Raw genomic sequence first — 20,010 nt, forward strand, 5'->3', positions numbered from 1 at the left:
CGGGGCAAGCCCGCTCCCACGTGGGAGCGGGCTTGCCCCGCGATGAGGGCGTCAGCTTAGTCGCGGTACTCGCACAGGTAGGCGGTATCGACCTTCACCTGCAGTTGGAACTTGCTGTCGGCGGCAACATTGAACTTGTCGCCAGCGTTGAAGGTTTCCCAGTTTTCGCTGCCTGGCAGCTTGACGATCAGCGCACCGGAAACCACGTGCATGATTTCGCGCTTGGCGGTGCCGAATTCGTACTCGCCCGGGGCCATCACGCCAACGGTAGCCGGACCTTCGCTGCCTTCGAAGGCGATCGACTTGACGGTGCCATCGAAGTACTCATTGACCTTGAACATGGGCGACTCCTGAAAAAGGGGATGAAAAAAGGGCTGGCCAGTATGCCCAAGGCCCGCCCTTGCGTCATCTGTTTCAGGCGCCGCCCACCGGCAGGCTCAACGGCAGCAGCCGGGCGGTGTTGCGCGCGTCTTCCAGCGCGCGATGCTGCTGGCCGCTGAACTGCAGCCCGGCCAGTTGCAAGGCGCTGTTGAGACCCGCCGGCCGCTGCAGGTGGCGGGCCTTGGCAAAGCGCTGCTTGAGGTTGATGTGCGGCAGCTGTTCGAGCAGGCTGCGCTGGTGATGCAGTTGCCACTCCTGCAGCAGCTGTTTTCGGTCGTAGTCGCCCCAACTGACCCAGGCCTGCAACTGCGCCTGGTAATCACCCAGCCAACGCTCGAACGCGCCCCACACCGTGCCGAAGGGCTCGGCGGCATCGACATCGGCCTGGCTTATGTGCGTCAGCTCGCGGCAGAACGGCGTCAGTTGCGGCCGCCGCCGGGGCCGTACAAAACGCTGGAAGTGGTCCACCTCGCGCCCCTCACGGGTGACCAGGCTCGCGCCGATTTCTATGATTTCCATCTCCGTGACCGGCCAGCCGCCGTTGTCGGTGGTGGCTTCCAGGTCGATCACCAACCAGTGGCCCATGCCAGGCTCCCTATCAATACGCGGTAGCCCGCCTTCTCACAGGCGGGCCCGTAAAGGGTAGCCAATGTCGGGGCGCGCGACATCCACTGGCACTTTGGCATATCCGGCGGTTGTGCACGCCTGGGAAAACGCCTAGCTTAGGTGCATCCAGGCCACTACCCGTGACGAGTGTCTCGACTTGATCCCTCTGCCCAGCCTCAAGCTCTGTTGCTCTGTGCTGTTGTTCGCCGCATTGTCGCTGACGGCGGCAGCCTGGGCGGGTGAGGCGGTCGAGGTGAAGATCGGTGCGGCGCATTTCCCGCCTTACACCGTGCGCCCCGAGCAGGGCGCCGATACCGGCCTGTTGCCGCAACTGGTGGAGGCGTTGAACGAGCTGCAGGCCGACTACCGCTTCGTGCTCGTGCCCACCTCGATCCCCCGGCGCTTTGGCGATTTCCAGCAAGGCCGCACCGACATGGCGATTTTCGAAAACCCGCAGTGGGGCTGGCAGGGCATCGCGCACACCACCGTGGACATGGGGCTGGAAGATGCCGAGATCTTCGTCACGCGCCAACAGCCGGGGCGTGACCAGCACTATTTCGATGACCTGCACGGCAAGCGCCTGGCCTTGTTCAACGGCTACCACTATGCCTTCGCCGACTTCGAGCCCGACCCGGTCCTGCTCAGGCAGCGCTATCAGGCGACCCTGACCTACTCCCACGACAGCAACCTGTCCATGGTCGAGCGCGGGCGGGCCGACATCGCCCTGGTCACGCGCTCCTACCTGAGTGACTTCCTCAAGCGCAACCCATCCAGCATCAGCCAACTGATGGCCTCGCAGCGGGTCGACCAGATCTACCACCACTACGCACTGTTGCGCCCGGATGCGCCGATCAGCCCCGAAGGCTTCACCGCGTTGTTGCGCCGGCTGCGCGAAAACGGTGAGCTGGTGCGCATCTTCCAGCCCTACAAGATCACGGTCGAAGCGCCTCACGACTAAATTGGCAGGGCATGAAGACGTTTTCAGGAGTGAGCCTTTCTTTCATTTCCTGTGAGCCCTGACATGCCGTTAGATGCCGCTACGCCCCTTTGCGCGCCACGCTGGCGCAGCCTGCAGGCCGACGAAGGCGATTGCCGCCTGAGCCTGACCCTGGAAGGGCGCCCCCTCATCAGCCTGCGCCTGGTGCCGGGCGAAACCCTTGAAGCCCACCTGCAACAGATTTGCCCCGAGCGCCCCGAGCAGGCCCTGTGGGCCGCCTGCTACTGGCTGCTGTCACGCGACCCGGCCTGTCAGCGCCTGGCCTGGCACCTGCCGCAACCGATACCGCAGGCCGTCGCCAGCGGCTTGCTGCTGCCCGACGAGGCGCCGGGTCGTTACCTGTGCGAGCGCACGCTGTTCTGGCAACTGCCCCAGCCGTGGCTCGGCGAGTCGCTGGCCGGGGTGTATCCGCAGCAGATGCAGTTGAGCAACGGCAAGCGTCACCCGCGCCGTGCGCCAAAACCACGCGGTGAGGTGTACCGGCGCTTCGATGCGCGTCTGGGTGCCTGGGTTTCGCTGCGCACCCTGGAAATCGGCCAGGACCTGGAGCGTTTCAACCGCTGGCAGAACAATCCGCGCGTGGAGCAGTTCTGGCAGGAGGGCGGCTCGCTCGAACAGCACCGCGAGTACCTGACCAAGCTTGAGCAGGACCCGCACACCCTGACCTTGATCGGTTGCTTCGACGACGAGCCGTTCGCCTATTTCGAGGCGTACTGGGCCAAGGAAGATCGCATCGCGCCGTTCTACCCGGCTGACGATTACGACCGTGGCATCCACATGCTGGTGGGCGAAGAGACGCATCGCGGCCCGCACAAAGTGGCCAGCTGGTTGTCGGCGCTGGTGCACTACCTGTTCCTCGACGATCCGCGCACCCAGCGAGTGGTGGCCGAGCCGCGTGCCGACAACGGCAAGATGATCGGCTACATGCACGATCAGTGCTTCCACTGCGAGAAAGAGTTCGATTTCCCGCACAAGCGGGCGGCGTTGATGATCCTGGGGCGGGAGCGGTTCTTCGATCGGTGCAAGCTTTCGTGAAAGCAATCGCGGGTCAAGCCCGCTCCCACGCTGCTGGTGGTGCATGCGTGGGAGCGGGCTTGACCCGCGATGACGGCATCAGACCTGGCGACTGCTCTTGCGGCAATGGATCAGGGCATCGCGGATCATGAAGTTGACCAGCGTCGGCGACACCCCCAGTTCCTTGGCGATGTCCTTCTGCGGCACGCCATGCAAGCGGTACATCTCGAAGGCGTAACGGGTGCGCTGGGGCAGCTCGTTGAGCGCTTCGGCAATGTGTTCGAGGGTGGCCAGGTTGATGTGCGTGGCTTCGGGCGAGGCGTTCTGGATGACCACGTTCAGCCCTTCCTCCTCGCTGCCGGAGTACTTCAGCTCCATCGCCTGCTTGCGGTAGTGGTCGATGGCCAGGTTGCGCACGATCTGGAACAGGTAGCTGAGCTGGGCCTTGAACGAAGAGGTGATCTGCGGCGCGGCGCTGAGTCGGAAGAACGCGTCCTGCACCACATCCTCGGCGCGCGAACGGCAGCCAGTGATGCGCGCGGCGATCTTGACCAGGATGCTGCGGTTGTCGACGAACGCCTGGAGCAGCGGTGAATCGCACTTACTTGTGGACAGTTGTTCCGCCATGGAATTTTCACCTTGTCTCAGAGGGGAAAGGGAGCACATCCCATGGGGAGGCTTCCTACGACGTGCGACAAACTATTCATAATGATAATGATTGTCAAATACGAAAGTTAATGATTTAGCATTCCATATGGTTCTAAGCCGAACACTGTGAACTGCTTCAAACCGTCGCAGGCCCCAGCGCCTCTACCCGCTGCCCGGCGGGGCTAATTTCTTCCCCTGTCCATCCGTTCCCCTGTGTACATCCGGCTGCCCAGCGCTGCCCGCCAGCTTGGCGCGGTACAGCCCCGGCACGACTCAACCAGACACTGGCAGGAACATTCCATGACGGACGCCTTCGAACTCCCGCACTCGCTGGTCCAGGCCCTGGCGCAACGCGCCGAGCAGACCCCGGAGCGCATCGCCTTGCGCTTTCTGGCCGATGCGCCAGGCGAGCAGGCCGTGCTCAGCTACCGGGACCTCGACCAGCGCGCGCGCATCATTGCCGCCGCGTTGCAGGCCCGTGCCGGTTTCGGTGAGCGTGCCGTGCTGCTGTTCCCCAGCGGCCCGGACTACGTCGCGGCGTTCTTCGGCTGCCTGTATGCCGGGGTGATCGCGGTGCCGGCCTACCCGCCGGAATCCGCCCGCCAGCACCACCAGGAACGGCTGCTGTCGATCATCGACGACGCGCAGCCGCGCCTGTTGCTGACGGTAGGGGCGCTGTGTGAAAGCTTGCAGGGCCTGGAAGCGCTGGTCGGGGAAAATGCCCCGGTGCTGCTGGCCGTGGACAGCCTTGACCCACAGCTGGCCGAACAATGGCGTGAACCTGCGCTGGCCAATGACGACATTGCGTTCCTGCAGTACACCTCCGGATCCACCGCGCTGCCCAAAGGCGTGCAAGTCAGCCATGGCAACCTGGTGGCCAATGAACAACTGATCCGCCAGGGCTTCGGCATCGACCTGAACCCCGACGACGTGATCGTCAGCTGGCTGCCGCTGTACCACGACATGGGCCTGATCGGTGGCCTGCTGCAACCGATCTTCAGCGGCGTGCCCTGCGTGCTGATGTCGCCCGGCTACTTCCTCGCCCGGCCACAACGTTGGCTGCAGGCCATCAGCGAGTACGGCGGCACCATCAGCGGCGGCCCGGACTTCGCCTACCGCCTGTGCAGCGAACGGGTCAGCGAAGCCGCCCTGGCCGGGCTCGACCTCAGCCGCTGGCGCGTGGCCTATTCCGGCTCGGAGCCGATCCGCCAGGACAGCCTCGACACCTTCGCCGAAAAATTCGCCCGCTGCGGCTTCCAGGCCAGCAGCTTCTTCGCCAGCTACGGCCTGGCCGAGGCCACCCTGTTCGTCAGCGGCAGCCGCCGTGGCCAGGGCATCGGCGCATTGGAGCTGGACGCCGAGGCGTTCGCCGCCAACCGCGCCGAGCCGGGCCAGGGCAGTGTGCTGATGAGCTGCGGTTACCCGCAGCCAGGCCACGCCGTGCGCATCGTCGAACCGCAGCAGCTGCAGGTGCTGGGCGACAACCTGGTGGGCGAGATCTGGGCCGGCGGCCCGAGCATCGCCCATGGTTACTGGCGCAACCCCGAAGCCAGCGCACGCACCTTCGTCGAAATGGATGGCCAGACCTGGCTGCGTACCGGCGACCTGGGTTTCATGCGTGACGGCGAAGTGTTCGTCACCGGGCGCCTGAAAGACATGCTCATCGTCCGTGGCCAGAACCTCTACCCGCAGGATCTGGAAAAGACCCTGGAGCGTGAAGTGGACGTGCTGCGCAAAGGCCGGGTGGCGGTGTTCGCCGTCGACGACCAGGGCGAGGAGGGCATCGGCGTGGCGGTGGAGATCAGCCGCAACGTGCAGAAGGCGCACACGCCCGAGGCGTTGATCAACACCCTGCGCCGGGTGATCGCCGACGCCTGTCGCCAGGCCCCGGCGGCGGTGCTGCTGCTCAACCCCGGCGCGCTGCCCAAGACCTCCAGCGGCAAGCTGCAGCGCTCGGCCTGCCGCCTGCGCATGAACGACGGCAGCCTGGATTGCTACGCACGCTTCCCGTCCGCCGCAGCGCAGCACAGCACGGACGTTGCCGGCAGCGACCTGCAAGCACGCATCGCGGGTATCTGGCGTGAACTGCTCAAGGTCGAAGCCGTGGCGGCGGATGATCACTTCCTGCTGCTGGGCGGCAACTCGATCGCTGCCACCCAGGTTACCGCGCGCCTTGGCGACGAGCTGGGCATCCAGCTGAGCTTGCGTACCCTGTTCGAAGCACCGACCCTGGCTGAATACAGTGCCGCGGTGGCGGCCATCCTCGCCGAAGGTGGCAAGGCTGCCGGCGCTATCGCAACCCAAGGCCGCGACCGGGCCTTGCCCCAGTCGCTGGCGCAGAACCGTCTGTGGCTGCTGTGGCAGCTGGAGCCTGCGTCCGCCGCCTACAACATCCCCGCCGGCCTGCACCTGCGCGGCGAGCTGGACCAGGCCGCGCTGCAGGCCAGCTTCCAAGCCCTGGTGGCGCGCCACGAATCCCTGCGCACGGTGTTCGACGAGGTCGACGGCCAAGCCGTGCAGCGCATCCTGCCGAGCCTTGCTTTCAGCCTTCAGCACTGCGACCTCGAAGGGCTGGAGCCCGCCGAGGTGGCCGCGCGCCGCGAGGACGAAGCGCAGCGACCGTTCGACCTGCGCCAAGGCCCGCTGCTGCGGGTGACCCTGGCCCGCCTGGATGACGAAGAGCACCAGCTGTGGGTGACCCTGCACCACATCGTCGCCGACGGTTGGTCGCTGAACATCCTGCTCGACGAGTTCGCCCGCCTGTACGCGGCGCAAGGGCAGGTGCAGTTGCCTGAGTTGCCACTGGGCTATGCCGACTACGGCACCTGGCAGCGCCAGTGGCTGGCCGACGGCGAAAGCGCCCGCCAGCTCGACTACTGGACGCAGCAGCTGGGCGATGAACTGCCGGTGCTCGACCTGTGCACCGACCAGCCTCGCGCCAGCCAGCAGCACACCCGCGCCGCGCGCCACAGCGTCAAGGTGCCGAACGCACTGGGTGCGGCGCTCAAGGACCTGGCCCGCGACCAGCAGGCCAGCCTGTTCATGGTGCTGCTGGCCGGCTGGCAGGCGCTGCTGCACCGCTATACCGGCCAAGGCGAGATCCGCGTTGGTGTGCCCAATGCCAACCGCCCGCGCCTGGAAACCCAGGGCATGGTCGGCTTCTTCATCAACACCCAGGTGCTGCGCGCCAAGCTCGATGGCCGCCTGCCGTTCGCGCAACTGCTGAGCCAGGTGCGCCAGGCCACCCTTGAAGCCCAGGCCCACCAGGACTTGCCGTTCGAGCAACTGGTCGAGGCGCTGCCGCAGGCCCGCGAGCAGGGCCTGTTCCAGGTCATGTTCAACCACCAGCAGCGCGACCTTTCGGCGTTGCGCCGTTTGCCCGGCCTGCTGGCCGAAGAGCTGCCATGGCACAGCCGCGAGGCCAAGTTCGACCTGCAACTGCACAGCGAGGAAGACCACCAGGGCCGCCTGACCCTGGCCTTCGACTACGCCGCCGGGTTGTTCGAGGCGGCCACCGTCAAGCGCCTGGCCAACCATCTGCTGGCGTTCTTCGAACAAGTCTGCGCCCAGCCGCAGCTGGCGCTGGCTGAGGTGCAACTGCTCGATGAACCGAGCCGCGCGCAACTGCTGCACTGGGGCCAGGCCCCGGCCGCGCAGCCGCAACAGCTGCTGGTCGAGCAGCTCAACGAACAGGTCCGCCTGACCCCCGAGCACACCGCGCTGGTGTGGGACGGCGGCCAGCTGGCTTACGCCGAGCTGCACCAGCAGGCCAACCGCCTGGCCCACTACCTGCGTGACAAAGGCGTCGGCCCGGACACCTGCGTAGCCATCGCCCTTGAGCGTTCGCCGCAGCTGCTGGTGGGCCTGCTGGCCATCCTCAAGGCCGGCGGCGCCTACGTGCCGCTGGACGTGGACTACCCGGCCGAACGCCTGGCCTACATGCTCAAGGACTGCAACGCCGGCCTGCTGCTCAGCCACAGCAGCCTGCTCGAAACCTTGCCGCAGGTGGACGGCGTCAGCGCCATCGCCCTCGACCAGTTGCACCTGGACAGCTGGCCAAGCCAGGCCCCGGGCCTGCACCTGCACGGTGACAACCTCGCCTACGTGATCTACACCTCCGGCTCCACCGGCCAGCCCAAGGGCGTGGGCAACACCCACGCGGCCCTGGCCGAGCGCCTGCAGTGGATGCAGCAGGCCTACGCGCTGGACGACAGCGACGTGCTGATGCAGAAGGCGCCGATCAGTTTCGACGTGTCGGTGTGGGAGTGCTTCTGGCCGTTGATCACCGGCTGCAAGCTGGTGCTGGCCGGCCCTGGCGAGCACCGCGACCCACAGCGCATTGCCCAGCTGATCCAGCAGCACGGCGTGACCACGCTGCACTTCGTGCCGCCGCTGCTGCAGGTGTTCGTGCAAGAGCCGTTGGCGGCTGCCTGCACCAGCCTGCGCCGGCTGTTCTCCGGGGGCGAGGCGCTGAGCGCGGCCCTGCGCGACCGCGTGCTGCAACTGCTGCCCCAGGTGCAGTTGCACAACCGCTACGGCCCGACCGAAACCGCGATCAACGTCACCCACTGGCACTGCCAGGCCAGCGACGGCGAGCGCTCGCCGATCGGCCGCCCGCTGGGCAACGTGCTGTGCCGGGTGCTGGACGATGAATTCGAATTGACCCCGCCAGGCGTACCGGGCGAGTTGTGCCTGGGTGGCGCCGGCCTGGCCCGTGGCTACCTCGGCCGCCCTGGCCTGACCGCCGAGCGCTTCGTGCCGCAGCCGGACGGTGATGGCGCACGCCTGTACCGCAGTGGCGACCGTGCCCGCTGGCACGTGCGCAGTGAATCCCTGGAGTACCTCGGGCGCCTCGACCAGCAGGTGAAGGTGCGCGGTTTCCGTGTGGAGCCGGAGGAAGTGCAGGCCGTGCTGCTGGCGCAACCGGGTGTGGAGCAGGCACTGGTGCTGATCCACAAGGACGCCGTCGGCGCCCAGCTGGTCGGCTACTACAGCGGCATCGAACAGACCGACGCCGTGATCGCTGCCCTGGCCGAGCGCCTGCCGGCCTACATGGTGCCGGCGCAACTCATCCACCTGGCGCAGATGCCTCTCGGCCCAAGCGGCAAGGTGGATCGCAAGGCACTGCCGGCTCCGGTGTGGCAGCAGCGTGAACACGTCGAGCCGCAAACCGAACTGCAACAGCAGGTGGCGGCGATCTGGCGTGAGGTGCTGAACCTGCCCCAGGTCGGCCTGCACGACGACTTCTTCGCCCTCGGCGGCCACTCGCTGCTGGCCACCCAGATCGTCTCGCGCAGCCGCCAGGCACTGGATGTCGAACTGCCGCTCAAGGCCTTGTTCGAGGCCAGCGAGCTGGGCGCGTTCTGCGCCGAGATCGCCCGCCTGCGTGAAAGCGGCGAGCGCAACCTGCAAGGCGCCATCGCCCGGGTCGATCGCCGTCAGGCGGTGCCGCTGTCGTACTCGCAGCAGCGCATGTGGTTCCTCTGGCAGATGGAGCCGGACAGCCCGGCCTACAACGTAGGCGGCATGGCCCGCTTCCAGGGCGTGCTGCATGTGGACGCCTTCGAGCGTGCCCTGCAGGCGCTGATCGTGCGCCACGAAACCCTGCGCACCACCTTCCCCAGCATTGACGGCAAGGCCTACCAGTGCGTGGACGACGACAGCCACCTGCAACCGCAGTGGCATGACTTCAGTGCCTTGCCCGACGCTGCCCGCCAACAACGCCTGCAGCAACTGGCCGACGACCAGGCGCACCAGCCGTTCGACCTGGCGCGCGGCCCGCTGCTGCGCGCCTGCCTGGTCAAGGCCGGCGAGCGCGAGCATTACTTCGTGCTGACCCTGCACCACATCGTCACCGAAGGCTGGGCCATGGACATCTTCGCCCGCGAACTGGGCGAGCTGTACGAAGCCTTCGTCGACGAGCGCGAATCACCGCTGGCGCCGCTGCCGGTGCAGTACCTCGACTACAGCGTCTGGCAGCGCCAGTGGCTGGAAAGCGGCGAGGGCGCGCGCCAGTTGGCTTACTGGAAAGACCGCCTGGGCGACGAGCACCCGGTGCTGGCCTTGCCGGCCGACCGCCCGCGCCCGGCGGTGCAGAGCCACCGCGGCGAGCTGTACCGTTTCGACCTGGACCCTGCGCTGGTCAAGCGCGTGCATGCCTTCAATGGCCAGCGCGGCCTGACCCTGTTCATGACCATGACCGCCACCCTGGCCGCCCTGCTGCACCGCTACAGCGGCCAGCGCGACCTGCGCATCGGCGCGCCGGTGGCCAACCGCATCCGCCCGGAAAGCGAAGGGCTGATCGGCGCCTTCCTCAACACCCAGGTGCTGCGCTGCGAGATGGACGGGCAGATGAGCGCCAGCGCGCTGCTCGACCAGGTGCGTAGCGCCATCATCGACGGCCAGTCGCACCAGGACCTGCCGTTTGATCAACTGGTCGAAGCGTTGCAGCCGCCGCGTTCGAGCGCCTACAACCCGCTGTTCCAGGTGATGTGCAACGTGCAGCGCTGGGCCTTCCAGCAAAGCCGTGAGCTGGTGGGCATGCAGGTGGACTACCTGGTCAACGACGCCAGTGCCACCAAGTTCGACCTGTACCTGGAGGTCACCGACCTCGATGGCCGCCTGGGCTGCTGCTTCACCTACAGCCGCGACCTGTTCGACGAACCGCGCATCGCACGCATGGCCGAGCACTGGCAGCAGTTGCTGGTAGCGCTGTTGGACAACCCGGCGCAGCGCCTGTGCGAGTTGCCGATGCTGGCCGAGGCCGAGCAACAAGTACTGGTGGGCCAGTTGCAGGGGCAGCAGGACTTCGAGCTGAACCAGACGCTCCACGGCCTGTTCGCCGCCCAGGCTGAACGCACGCCCGACGCGCTGGCGCTGACCTTCGCAGGCCAACACCTGAGCTACGCCGAACTCGACCAGCAGGCCAACCGCCTGGCCCGCGCCTTGCGCGAGCGCGGTGTCGGCCCGCAGGTGCGGGTGGGCCTGGCGCTGGAGCGCTCGCTGGAGATGGTGGTCGGTCTGCTGGCCATCCTCAAGGCCGGTGGCGCCTATGTGCCGCTGGACCCGGAATACCCGCTCGACCGCCTGCGCTACATGATCGAAGACAGCCGCCTGGGTCTGCTGATCGGCCAGCGCGCCTTGCTCGAAACCCTGGGCGAGTTGCCCGCAGGGGTGGCCAGCTGGAACCTGGAGGACGATGCCGCGCGCTTGTCCGCCTACAGCGACGCGCCGCTGGACAACCTCAACCTGCCGCAGCACCAGGCCTACCTGATCTACACCTCCGGCTCCACCGGCAAGCCCAAGGGCGTGGTGGTCAGCCATGGCGAGATCGCCATGCACTGCCAGGCGGTGATCGCCGAGTTCGGCATGCGCAGCGACGACTGCGAGCTGCACTTCTATTCGATCAACTTCGACGCCGCCAGCGAACGCCTGCTGACGCCGCTGCTGTGCGGTGCCCGCGTGGTGCTGCGCGCCCAGGGCCAATGGGGCGCCGAAGAGATTTGCCAGCTGGTGCGCGAGCAACAGGTGAGCATCCTTGGCTTCACCCCGAGCTACGGCAGCCAGCTGGCCCAGTACCTGGCCGGGCAGGGCGAGCAGTTGCCGGTACGCCTGGTGATCACCGGCGGCGAGGCACTGACGGGCGAGCACCTGCAACGCATTCGCCAGGCGTTTACCCCGCAGCAGTTCTTCAACGCTTACGGCCCGACCGAAACCGTGGTCATGCCGCTGGCCTGCCTGGCCCCCGAGCAACTGCCAGGCGACGCCGGCAGCGTGCCGATCGGCCGGGTGATCGGTGCCCGCAGCGCCTATATCCTCGACGAAGACCTGGCGCTGCTGCCGCAAGGCGGCATCGGCGAGCTGTACGTCGGCGGCGCCGGCCTGGCCCAGGGTTACCACGACCGCCCGGGCCTGAGCGCCGAGCGCTTCGTCGCCGACCCGTTCAGCCACGACGGCGGGCGCCTGTACCGCACCGGCGACCTGGTACGCCTGCGCGCCGATGGCCTGGTGGAATACGTCGGCCGCGCCGACCAACAGGTGAAGATCCGCGGCTTCCGCATCGAGCTGGGCGAAATCGAAAGCCGTCTGCAGGAACATGCCGATGTCGATGAGGCGGTGGTCCTGGCCCTTGACCTGCCGGGCGGCAAGCAGCTGGTGGGTTACCTGGTGTGCGCGCAGGCCAAGGCCGACAGCGATGCCCAGGCCTCGCTGCGCGAGGCGGTCAAGGCCGACGCCCGTCAGCACTTGCCGGACTACATGGTCCCGGCGCACCTGGTACTGCTCGACAGCCTGCCGCTGATGGGCAACGGCAAGCTCGACCGCCGTGCGCTGCCGGCGCCGGACCTTGAGCAGGCGCGCCAGCACTACCAGGCCCCGGCCAACGAGCTGGAAACGCAACTGGCGCAGATCTGGCGCGACGTGCTCAACGTCTCGCGCATCGGCGTGCAGGACAACTTCTTCGAACTGGGCGGCGACTCGATCCTGTCGATCCAGGTGGTCAGCCGCGCCCGCCAGCTGGGGCTGCAGTTCACCCCGCGCGACCTGTTCCAGCACCAGACCATCCAGACCCTGGCCGCCGTGGTCACCCGCAGCGAAGCACCGAGCGACATCGAGCAGGGCCCGCGCCAGGGGCGCAGCGGCCTGACGCCGATCCAGCACTGGTTCTTCGACAGCGAAGTGCCGCAACCCCAGCACTGGAACCAGGCCGTGCTGCTCGAAGCGCGCCAGCCGCTGCAGGCGGCAAAACTGGAACAGGCCCTGGCCGCGCTGGTGGCACACCACGACAGCCTGCGCCTGCGCTTCCGCCAGGCCCAGGGCCGCTGGCAGGGCGAGTATGCCCAGCCGCACACCCAGCCATTGCTGTGGACCGCCACCGTGGCCGACTTCAACGACTGCCAGGCGCTGTACAGCGACGTGCAACGCAGCCTCGATCTGGAGCAAGGCCCGCTGCTGCGCGCCTTGTTGGTCAGCGACGGCCAGGGCGCCCAGCGCCTGCTGCTGGCGATCCATCACCTGGTGGTCGATGGCGTGTCCTGGCGTGTGCTGCTCGAAGACCTGCAAGCGCTGTATCGCGGTGAAACCCTGGCCGCCAAGACCCACGCCATGGGCGACTGGGCTGCACGTCTGGCCAGCTATGCGGGCTCCGATTCGCTGCGCGACGAGCTGGGCTGGTGGGAACGCCAGCTGGGCAGCGCCCGCCATGAACTGCCCTGCGATCACCCCCAGGGCGGCAACCTGCATCGCCATGCCCAGAGCCTTGCCATCGAACTCGATGTCGAGCAGACCCGCCAGTTGCTGCAACAGGCGCCGGCGGCCTACCACACCCAGGTCAATGACCTGTTGCTGACCGCCTTGGCGCGCACCCTGTGCCGCTGGACCGGTGACGAGCAGGTGCTGGTGCAACTGGAAGGCCATGGCCGCGACGGGCTGTTCGAAGACATGGATCTGACCCGCAGCGTCGGCTGGTTCACCAACGCCTATCCGCTGAGCCTGAGCCCGGACATGGCCGAAGGCGAGGTGGCCCGCGCGGCGTCGATCAAGCGCATCAAGGAGCAACTGCGCCAGGTGCCGCACAAAGGCCAGGGTTACGGCGTGCTGCGCTACCTGGCCGATGACGCCGGCCGTGAGCGCATGGCGGCGCTGCCTCAGGCGCGCATCACCTTCAACTACCTCGGCCAGTTCGACCAGCAGTTCGACCAGGCCGCGCTGTTCCAGCCGCTGGATGAGCCGGCGGGCCTGGCCCATGATCTGGACGCGCCGTTGCCGAACTGGCTCAGCGTGGATGGCCAGGTGTACGGCGGTGCCCTGCAACTGCGCTGGAGCTTCAGCGCCGAGCGCTACGACGAGGCCACCATCGCCAGCCTGGCCGAAGCCTATCGCCAGGAACTGCTGGCGCTGGTCGGCCATTGCCTGGCCGATGGCAACGGCAGCTTCACCCCGTCGGACTTCCCCCTGGCGCAACTGACCCAGGAGCAGATCGACGCACTGCCGGTGCCCGCCGCGCAGATCGAGGACGTCTACCCGCTGACCCCGATGCAGGAAGGCCTGCTGCTGCACACCCTGCTGGAGCCGGGCACCGGCCTGTACTACATGCAGGACCGCTATCGCATCAACAGCGCCCTCGACCCCGAGCGCTTCGCCCAGGCCTGGCAGGCCGTGGTCGCCCGCCATGAAGCGCTGCGCGCGTCGTTCAGCTGGAACGCCGGCGAGGCGATGCTGCAGATCATCCACAAGGCCGGCAACACGCCGGTGGACTACCAGGACTGGCGCGGCCTCGACGACGACGCCCAGGAAGCGCGCCTGCAAGCCCTGCACAAGCAGGAACGCGAGGCCGGCTTCGAGCTGCTGCGCGAGGCGCCGTTCCACCTGCGCCTGGTGCGCGTGGCCGATGAGCGCTACTGGTTCATGATGAGCAACCACCACATCCTCATCGATGCCTGGTGCCGCTCGCTGCTGATGAACGACTTCTTCGAGCTCTATCAGGCCCTCGGTGAAGGCCGCCAGGCGCAGTTGCCGGTGCCGCCGCGCTACCGCGACTACATCGGCTGGCTGCAACGCCAGGACCTGGGCGAGGCGCGCCAGTGGTGGCAGGCCAACCTGGCCGGTTTCGAACGTGCCACGGCAATCCCCAGCGACCGCCCGTTGCGCCATGACCACGCCGGTGACGGCATGGTGGTCGGCGACTGCTACACCCGCCTGGACGTCACTGAAGGTGCCCGCCTGCGTGAACTGGCCCAAGCCCACCAACTGACGGTCAACACTTTCGCCCAGGCGGCCTGGGCCCTGACCCTGGCCCGCTGCAGCGGCGAGCGCGACGTGGTGTTCGGCGTCACCGTGGCCGGGCGCCCGGTGAGCCTGCCGCAAATGCAGCGCACGGTCGGGCTGTTCATCAACAGCATCGCCCTGCGTGTGCAGTTGCCGCAGCCGGGCGAACGGCGCAGCGTGCGCCAGTGGTTGCAAGGTTTGCTCGACCGCAATATGCAGCTGCGCGAGTACGAATACCTGCCGCTGGTGGCGATCCAGGAGTGCAGCGAACTGCCCAAGGGCCAGCCGCTGTTCGACAGCCTGTTCGTGTTCGAGAACGCCCCGGTGGAAACCGCCGTGCTCGATCACGCCCAGCATCTGAACGCCAGCTCCGATTCGGGCCGTACCCATACCAACTTCCCGCTGACCGCGGTGTGCTACCCGGGCGATGACCTTGGCCTGCACCTGTCGTTCGACCAGCGCTACTTCGACTACCCGAGCGTCGAGCGCCTGCTGGGCGAGTTCAAGCGCCTGCTGCTGGCGCTGGTGGACGGCTTCGAAGGCGAGGTAGGCGAACTGCCGCTGCTGGGCGCGGATGAACAGCGCTTCCTGCTGGACGACTGCAACCGCACCGAGCACGCCTACCCGCTGGAACAGAGCTACATCGAACTGTTCGAAGCGCGGGTCGCCGCGCATCCGCAGCGCACCGTCGCCCGTTGCCTGGAGGCGTCGTTCGACTACGCCGGGCTCAACCTGGCGGCCAACCGCCTGGGTCACGCCCTGGTCGCGGCCGGTGTGGCCATCGACCAGCCGGTGGCACTGCTGGCCGAGCGTGGCCTGGCGCTGCTGGGCATGATCGTCGGCAGCTTCAAGGCGGGTGCCGGTTACCTGCCGCTGGACCCAGGCCTGCCATCGGCACGCCTGCAACGCATCGTCGAACTGAGCCGCACCCCGGTGCTGGTGTGCAGCGCGGCCTGTGCCGAACAGGCGCGACAGTTGCTCGACGAAGTGGCGGGCGCGGTACGGCCGACACTGCTGGTGTGGGAAGAGGTGCAGGCGAGCAATGTGGCCAGCCACAACCCGGGCATCCACAGCGCGCCGGACAACCTGGCCTATGTGATCTACACCTCCGGTTCCACCGGCCTGCCCAAGGGCGTGATGGTCGAGCAGCGCGGCATGCTCAACAACCAGCTGAGCAAGGTGCCGTACCTGGTGCTGGACGAGCAGGACGTGATCGCCCAGACCGCTTCGCAGAGCTTCGATATCTCGGTCTGGCAGTTCCTTGCCGCGCCGCTGTTCGGCGCCACGGTTGAGATTGTGCCCAACGCCATCGCGCATGATCCGCAAGGTTTGCTGGCACATGTGCAGGCCACCGGCATCACCGTGCTGGAAAGCGTGCCATCGCTGATCCAGGGCATGCTGGCCAACGATCACCAGGCGCTGGACGGCCTGCGCTGGATGCTGCCGACCGGCGAGGCGATGCCGCCGGAGCTGGCCGCGCAGTGGCTGCAGCGTTATCCGGCCATTGGCCTGGTCAACGCCTATGGCCCGGCGGAGTGCTCGGACGACGTGGCGTTCTTCCGCGTCGATCTTGAATCGACCCAGGGCAGCTACCTGCCGATCGGCACGCCGACCGACAACAACCGCCTGTACCTGCTGGGCGAGGATCAGGCACTGGTACCGCTGGGGGCGGTAGGCGAGCTGTGCGTCGCCGGTACCGGGGTGGGCCGCGGCTATGTCGGCGACCCGGTGCGCACGGCGCAGGCGTTTATCCCACATCCGTTCGGTGCGCCGGGCGAACGCCTGTACCGCACCGGTGACCTGGCGCGTCGCCGTCCGGACGGGGTGTTGGAATATGTCGGTCGTATCGACCACCAGGTGAAGATCCGCGGTTACCGCATCGAGTTGGGCGAGATCGAGGCGCGCCTGCACGAACAGCCCGAGCTGCGCGATGCCGCCGTGGGTGTGCAGGAAGGCGTCAACGGCAAGCACCTGGTCGGCTACCTGGTGGCCCATCAAGGTGTCGAAGCCGATGCCGCGCTGCTCGACCAGCTCAAGCAACGCCTGCGTGCCGAACTGCCGGAGTACATGGTGCCGCTGCACTGGGGCTGGTTCGAAAGCCTGCCGCACAACGCCAACGGCAAGCTCGACCGCAAGCTGCTGCCGGCCATCGATATCGGCGGCCAGCACAGCCAGGACTACCTGGCGCCGCGCAGCGAGCTGGAAGAGACCCTGGCCGGCATCTGGGCCGACGTGCTCAAGGCCGAACGCGTGGGTGTGCGCGACAACTTCTTCGAGTTGGGCGGGCACTCGCTGCTGGCCACGCAGATCGCTTCGCGGGTGCAGAAGGCGTTGTCGCTCAATGTGCCGCTGCGGGCGATGTTCGAGTGCAGCACGGTGGAGGAGCTGGCGGCTTATGTGCAGGGGCTGCAGGGCAGTGCACTGGATGAGGACAAGGTGGATCGGTTGAGTGATCTGATGGCGGAGCTGGAGGCGCTTTAACTACATCCAGGCAATGCAATCGCGGGGCAAGCCCGCTCCCACGGCCCCCCGACCATGAGGATTCTCCCATGATCCTGCAACCCCTCTTCGCCCTGGTCCTGCTGGCGATATGCGCCATCCTGGCCGTGATGGCCTGGCCCTACCAGGCCGCCTTCTCCTATGAACCGGTGGGCCCGCGCGCCTTCCCGCTGCTGATGCTCGGCCTGATGGGCCTGGGTCTGCTGTACCTGGCCATCCGTCCCACGCCCATCGTACGCAAGGACGACGAGCCTGAACTGGACCGCGAAACCCTGATCAAGATCAGCGCCTGCGTGGGCCTTCTGATCGTCTTCGCCAGCACCTTCGAGGCCCTGGGCTTCATCCTCAGCGCCGTGCTGGTCGGCATCCCCATGGCCCGCCTGTACGGCGGCCGCTGGTTGCACAGCGCCCTCGTGGTGGTGGGCATGAGCGTGTTCCTCTACTGGCTGTTCGACCGCGTGATGGATGTGCCCCTGCCCCTTGGCCTGCTGAGCGTACTGGAGAACTGACACATGGATACCTTGAGCTATCTCGGCCAGGGCTTCGGCGTCGCGCTGAGCCCGTACAACCTGGTCACCGCCCTCACCGGCACCCTGATCGGCACCGTGGTCGGCCTGCTGCCGGGCCTGGGCCCGATCAACGGCGTGGCCCTGCTGATTCCCATTGCCTTCGCCCTCGGCCTGCCGCCGGAGTCTGCGTTGATCCTGCTGGCCGCCGTTTATCTGGGCTGCGAATACGGCGGGCGCATCAGTTCGATCCTGCTGAACATCCCCGGTGAAGCCTCCACCGTGATGACCACCCTCGACGGCTACCCCATGGCCCGTCAGGGCCTGGCCGGTGTGGCGCTGTCGCTGTCGGCCTGGAGTTCGTTCATCGGCGCCTTCATCGCCACCTGCGGCATGGTGCTGTTCGCCCCGCTGCTGGCGAAATGGGCGATCGCCTTCGGCCCGGCGGAGTACTTCGTGCTCATGGTGTTCGCCATCGTCGCCCTAGGCGGCATGGCCGGCGACAAGCCGTTGAAGACCTTCATCGCCGCGTTGATCGGCCTGTTCCTGTCGGCGGTGGGTATCGATGCCAACAGTGGCGTGTACCGCTTCACCGGCGACAGCGTGCACCTGGCCGACGGCATCCAGTTCGTGGTGCTGGTGCTGGGGCTGTTCTCGATCAGCGAGATCCTCCTGCTGCTGGAGAAGACCCACCATGGCCACGCGGCGGTGAAGGCCACCGGGCGCATGCTGTTCAACTTCAAGGAAGCGGCCTCGGTGTTCGTGGTAAATATCCGCTGCGGCCTGCTCGGTTTCGTCATGGGTGTGCTGCCGGGTGCCGGCGCAACCCTGGCCAGCGCCGTGGCCTACATGACCGAAAAGCGCCTTGCCGGCGAAAAAGGCAAGTTCGGCAAGGGCGACGCCCGTGGCCTGGCCGCACCGGAAACCGCCATCGGCGCTTCCTGCTGTGGCGCCTTGGTGCCGATGCTGACCTTGGGCGTGCCGGGTTCGGGCACCACCGCGGTGATGATCGGCGCGCTGACCCTGTACAACATCACCCCGGGCCCGCTGCTGTTCGAACAGCAGCCGGACATCGTCTGGGGCCTGATCGCCTCGCTGTTCATCGCCAACATCATGCTGGTGATCCTGAACATCCCGATGATCCGCCTGTTCACCCGCATCCTCGCCGTGCCGAACTGGGCGCTGGTGCCGGTGATCGCGATCATCACCGCGATCGGCGTGTACGCCGTGCATGCCACCACCTTCGACCTGTTCCTGATGGTCGGCATCGGCATCATGGGCTACATCCTGCGCAAGCTGGACTTCCCGCTGTCGCCGATCCTGCTGGGCTTCATCCTCGGTGGGCTGATGGAGCAGAACCTGCGCCGCGCGCTGTCGATCTCCAACGGCGAGCTGGGCATCCTCTGGTCGAGCCCGATCAGCATGTCGGTCTGGGTGCTGACGGTGTTGATGCTGACCCTGCCGCTGCTGCGCATCTGGCGCAAACGCGCCCAACAGCGCCGGACGATGGCGGATGCCTGATCGCGGTCTCCCTTTGTTCTGGGCCACCGGGCTGGTCGGTCTTGCTGGCGGTTTTGCCGCCAGCAAGGTCGGCTGGCCTTTGCCGTGGATGGTCGGTGCATTGCTGGCGATCATCCTGGTGCGCTGCCTGACCCCCTGGCAGCTGAGCGAAATCCCCAATGGCCGCAAGTGCGGGCAGTGGATCATCGGCGTTGGTATCGGCCTGCACTTCACCCCGGCGGTAATCGAGCAGGTTGCCGATCATTTCGCGCTGATCTTATTCGGCGCGCTGTTCACCACGCTGTCCAGCGTGATCAGCGTGTGGCTGTTGCGGCGTACCGGCGAGGACCGCGCCACGGCGTTCTTTGCCAGCATGCCGGGTGGCTCGGGAGAAATGGTCAATCTTGGCGCGCGCAATGGCGCGGTGCTCAGCCAGGTGGCGGCCGCTCAGAGTCTGCGGGTGCTGGCGGTGGTGCTGTGCGTGCCGGCGCTGTTCAAGCTGTTGCTGGGTGATGGGGTGCCGCTGAACCACGCCGGTAGCGTCAGCTGGGGCTGGTTGGCCCTGATCGCACCGCTGGCCGTGGTGGTCGCGCTGATCTGGCAACGGCTGCGCCAACCCAACCCATGGTTGTTCGGGCCGTTGCTGGTGGCGGCGAGCGTGAGCCTGGCCGGCAACCTGCAGATCGGTCTGCCCAATGGCGCCAGCCAGATCGGCCAGTGGCTGATCGGCAGCGGCCTGGCTTGCCACTTCAACCGCGCGTTTTTCCGCCGGGCGCCGTCGTTCCTCGGCCGGACCTTGCTGGCCACGGCCCTGTGCATGCTGGTTGCCGGGGGCGCGGCCTGGGGGTTGAGCCTGCTTACCCACCTGGACCTGCGTTCGCTGACCTTGGGGATGATGCCGGGGGGGATTGCCGAGATGAGCCTCACGGCCGAGACCCTGCAACTGTCGGTGCCACTGGTGACGGCGTTGCAGGTGATGCGGTTGTTGTTCGTGCTGTTTCTGGCCGAGCCGTTGTTCAGGCGCTGGGCCAAGTCCTAGTCCCCATCGCGGGGCAAGCCCGCTCCCACAACTTCCGTGGGAGCGGGCTTGCCCCG

Annotated in this window: 9 protein-coding genes; 6 read left to right on the forward strand and 3 right to left on the reverse strand. The window is 67.0% G+C overall.

All coding sequences use genetic code 11. The annotated features are described in order from the left end of the window. Positions 1-56: 56 nt before the first annotated feature. A complete protein-coding gene (locus RTH46_RS25650) occupies positions 57-341 on the reverse strand; it encodes a pyrimidine/purine nucleoside phosphorylase (protein ID WP_153786560.1) in 285 nt (94 codons plus the stop codon). Positions 342-414: 73 nt separating this feature from the next. Further along, positions 415-966, reverse strand: coding sequence for an exonuclease domain-containing protein (locus RTH46_RS25655; protein WP_153786561.1), 552 nt, complete (start codon positions 964-966; stop codon positions 415-417). Positions 967-1,144: 178 nt separating this feature from the next. On the opposite strand from RTH46_RS25655, the gene RTH46_RS25660 reads away from it, so the two are divergent. Together RTH46_RS25660 and RTH46_RS25665 are read left to right on the forward strand one after the other, a co-directional pair. Then, a complete protein-coding gene (locus RTH46_RS25660) occupies positions 1,145-1,945 on the forward strand; it encodes a transporter substrate-binding domain-containing protein (RefSeq protein ID WP_153786562.1) in 801 nt (266 codons plus the stop codon). Between the two features lie 63 nt (positions 1,946-2,008). After that, entirely contained in the window at positions 2,009-3,019 is a 1,011-nt protein-coding gene (locus RTH46_RS25665) for a GNAT family N-acetyltransferase (RefSeq protein ID WP_153786563.1), read from the forward strand. 78 nt (positions 3,020-3,097) lie between these two features. Here the strand turns inward: RTH46_RS25665 and RTH46_RS25670 are convergent, their stop codons facing one another. Further along, complete coding sequence (locus RTH46_RS25670) at positions 3,098-3,625, reverse strand: RNA polymerase factor sigma-70 (protein WP_153786564.1); 528 nt, start codon at positions 3,623-3,625, stop codon at positions 3,098-3,100. Positions 3,626-3,946: 321 nt separating this feature from the next. Here RTH46_RS25670 and RTH46_RS25675 point away from each other — a divergent pair, with 321 nt between their 5' ends. From RTH46_RS25675 to RTH46_RS25690, 4 genes are all read left to right on the forward strand, one after another. Further along, positions 3,947-16,891 (forward strand): non-ribosomal peptide synthetase, encoded by a 12,945-nt coding sequence (locus RTH46_RS25675; RefSeq protein ID WP_316906912.1) that lies wholly within the window; start codon positions 3,947-3,949, stop codon positions 16,889-16,891. 68 nt (positions 16,892-16,959) lie between these two features. Then, positions 16,960-17,418, forward strand: a complete 459-nt coding sequence (locus tag RTH46_RS25680; RefSeq protein ID WP_316906913.1) for a tripartite tricarboxylate transporter TctB family protein — start codon at positions 16,960-16,962, stop codon at positions 17,416-17,418. A gap of 3 nt (positions 17,419-17,421) precedes the next feature. Further along, positions 17,422-18,936, forward strand: coding sequence for a tripartite tricarboxylate transporter permease (locus tag RTH46_RS25685; protein WP_316906914.1), 1,515 nt, complete (start codon positions 17,422-17,424; stop codon positions 18,934-18,936). Then, positions 18,929-19,954, forward strand: a complete 1,026-nt coding sequence (locus RTH46_RS25690) for an AbrB family transcriptional regulator (RefSeq protein WP_316906915.1) — start codon at positions 18,929-18,931, stop codon at positions 19,952-19,954. The genes RTH46_RS25685 and RTH46_RS25690 overlap by 8 nt, the downstream gene beginning before the upstream one ends. Positions 19,955-20,010 lie beyond the last annotated feature (56 nt).

The organism is Pseudomonas sp. zfem004, from assembly GCF_032621715.1.
Lineage (GTDB): Bacteria > Pseudomonadota > Gammaproteobacteria > Pseudomonadales > Pseudomonadaceae > Aquipseudomonas > Aquipseudomonas sichuanensis.

Excerpts from the sequence above, each read along its gene's own strand:
- RTH46_RS25650 (WP_153786560.1), bottom strand. The coding sequence starts at position 341 with ATGTTCAAGGTCAATGAGTACTTCGATGGCACCGTCAAGTCGATCGCC.
- RTH46_RS25655 (WP_153786561.1), bottom strand. The coding sequence starts at position 966 with ATGGGCCACTGGTTGGTGATCGACCTGGAAGCCACCACCGACAACGGC.
- RTH46_RS25665 (WP_153786563.1), top strand. The coding sequence starts at position 2,009 with ATGCCGTTAGATGCCGCTACGCCCCTTTGCGCGCCACGCTGGCGCAGC.
- RTH46_RS25670 (WP_153786564.1), bottom strand. The coding sequence starts at position 3,625 with ATGGCGGAACAACTGTCCACAAGTAAGTGCGATTCACCGCTGCTCCAG.
- RTH46_RS25675 (WP_316906912.1), top strand. The coding sequence starts at position 3,947 with ATGACGGACGCCTTCGAACTCCCGCACTCGCTGGTCCAGGCCCTGGCG.
- RTH46_RS25680 (WP_316906913.1), top strand. The coding sequence starts at position 16,960 with ATGATCCTGCAACCCCTCTTCGCCCTGGTCCTGCTGGCGATATGCGCC.
- RTH46_RS25685 (WP_316906914.1), top strand. The coding sequence starts at position 17,422 with ATGGATACCTTGAGCTATCTCGGCCAGGGCTTCGGCGTCGCGCTGAGC.
- RTH46_RS25690 (WP_316906915.1), top strand. The coding sequence starts at position 18,929 with ATGCCTGATCGCGGTCTCCCTTTGTTCTGGGCCACCGGGCTGGTCGGT.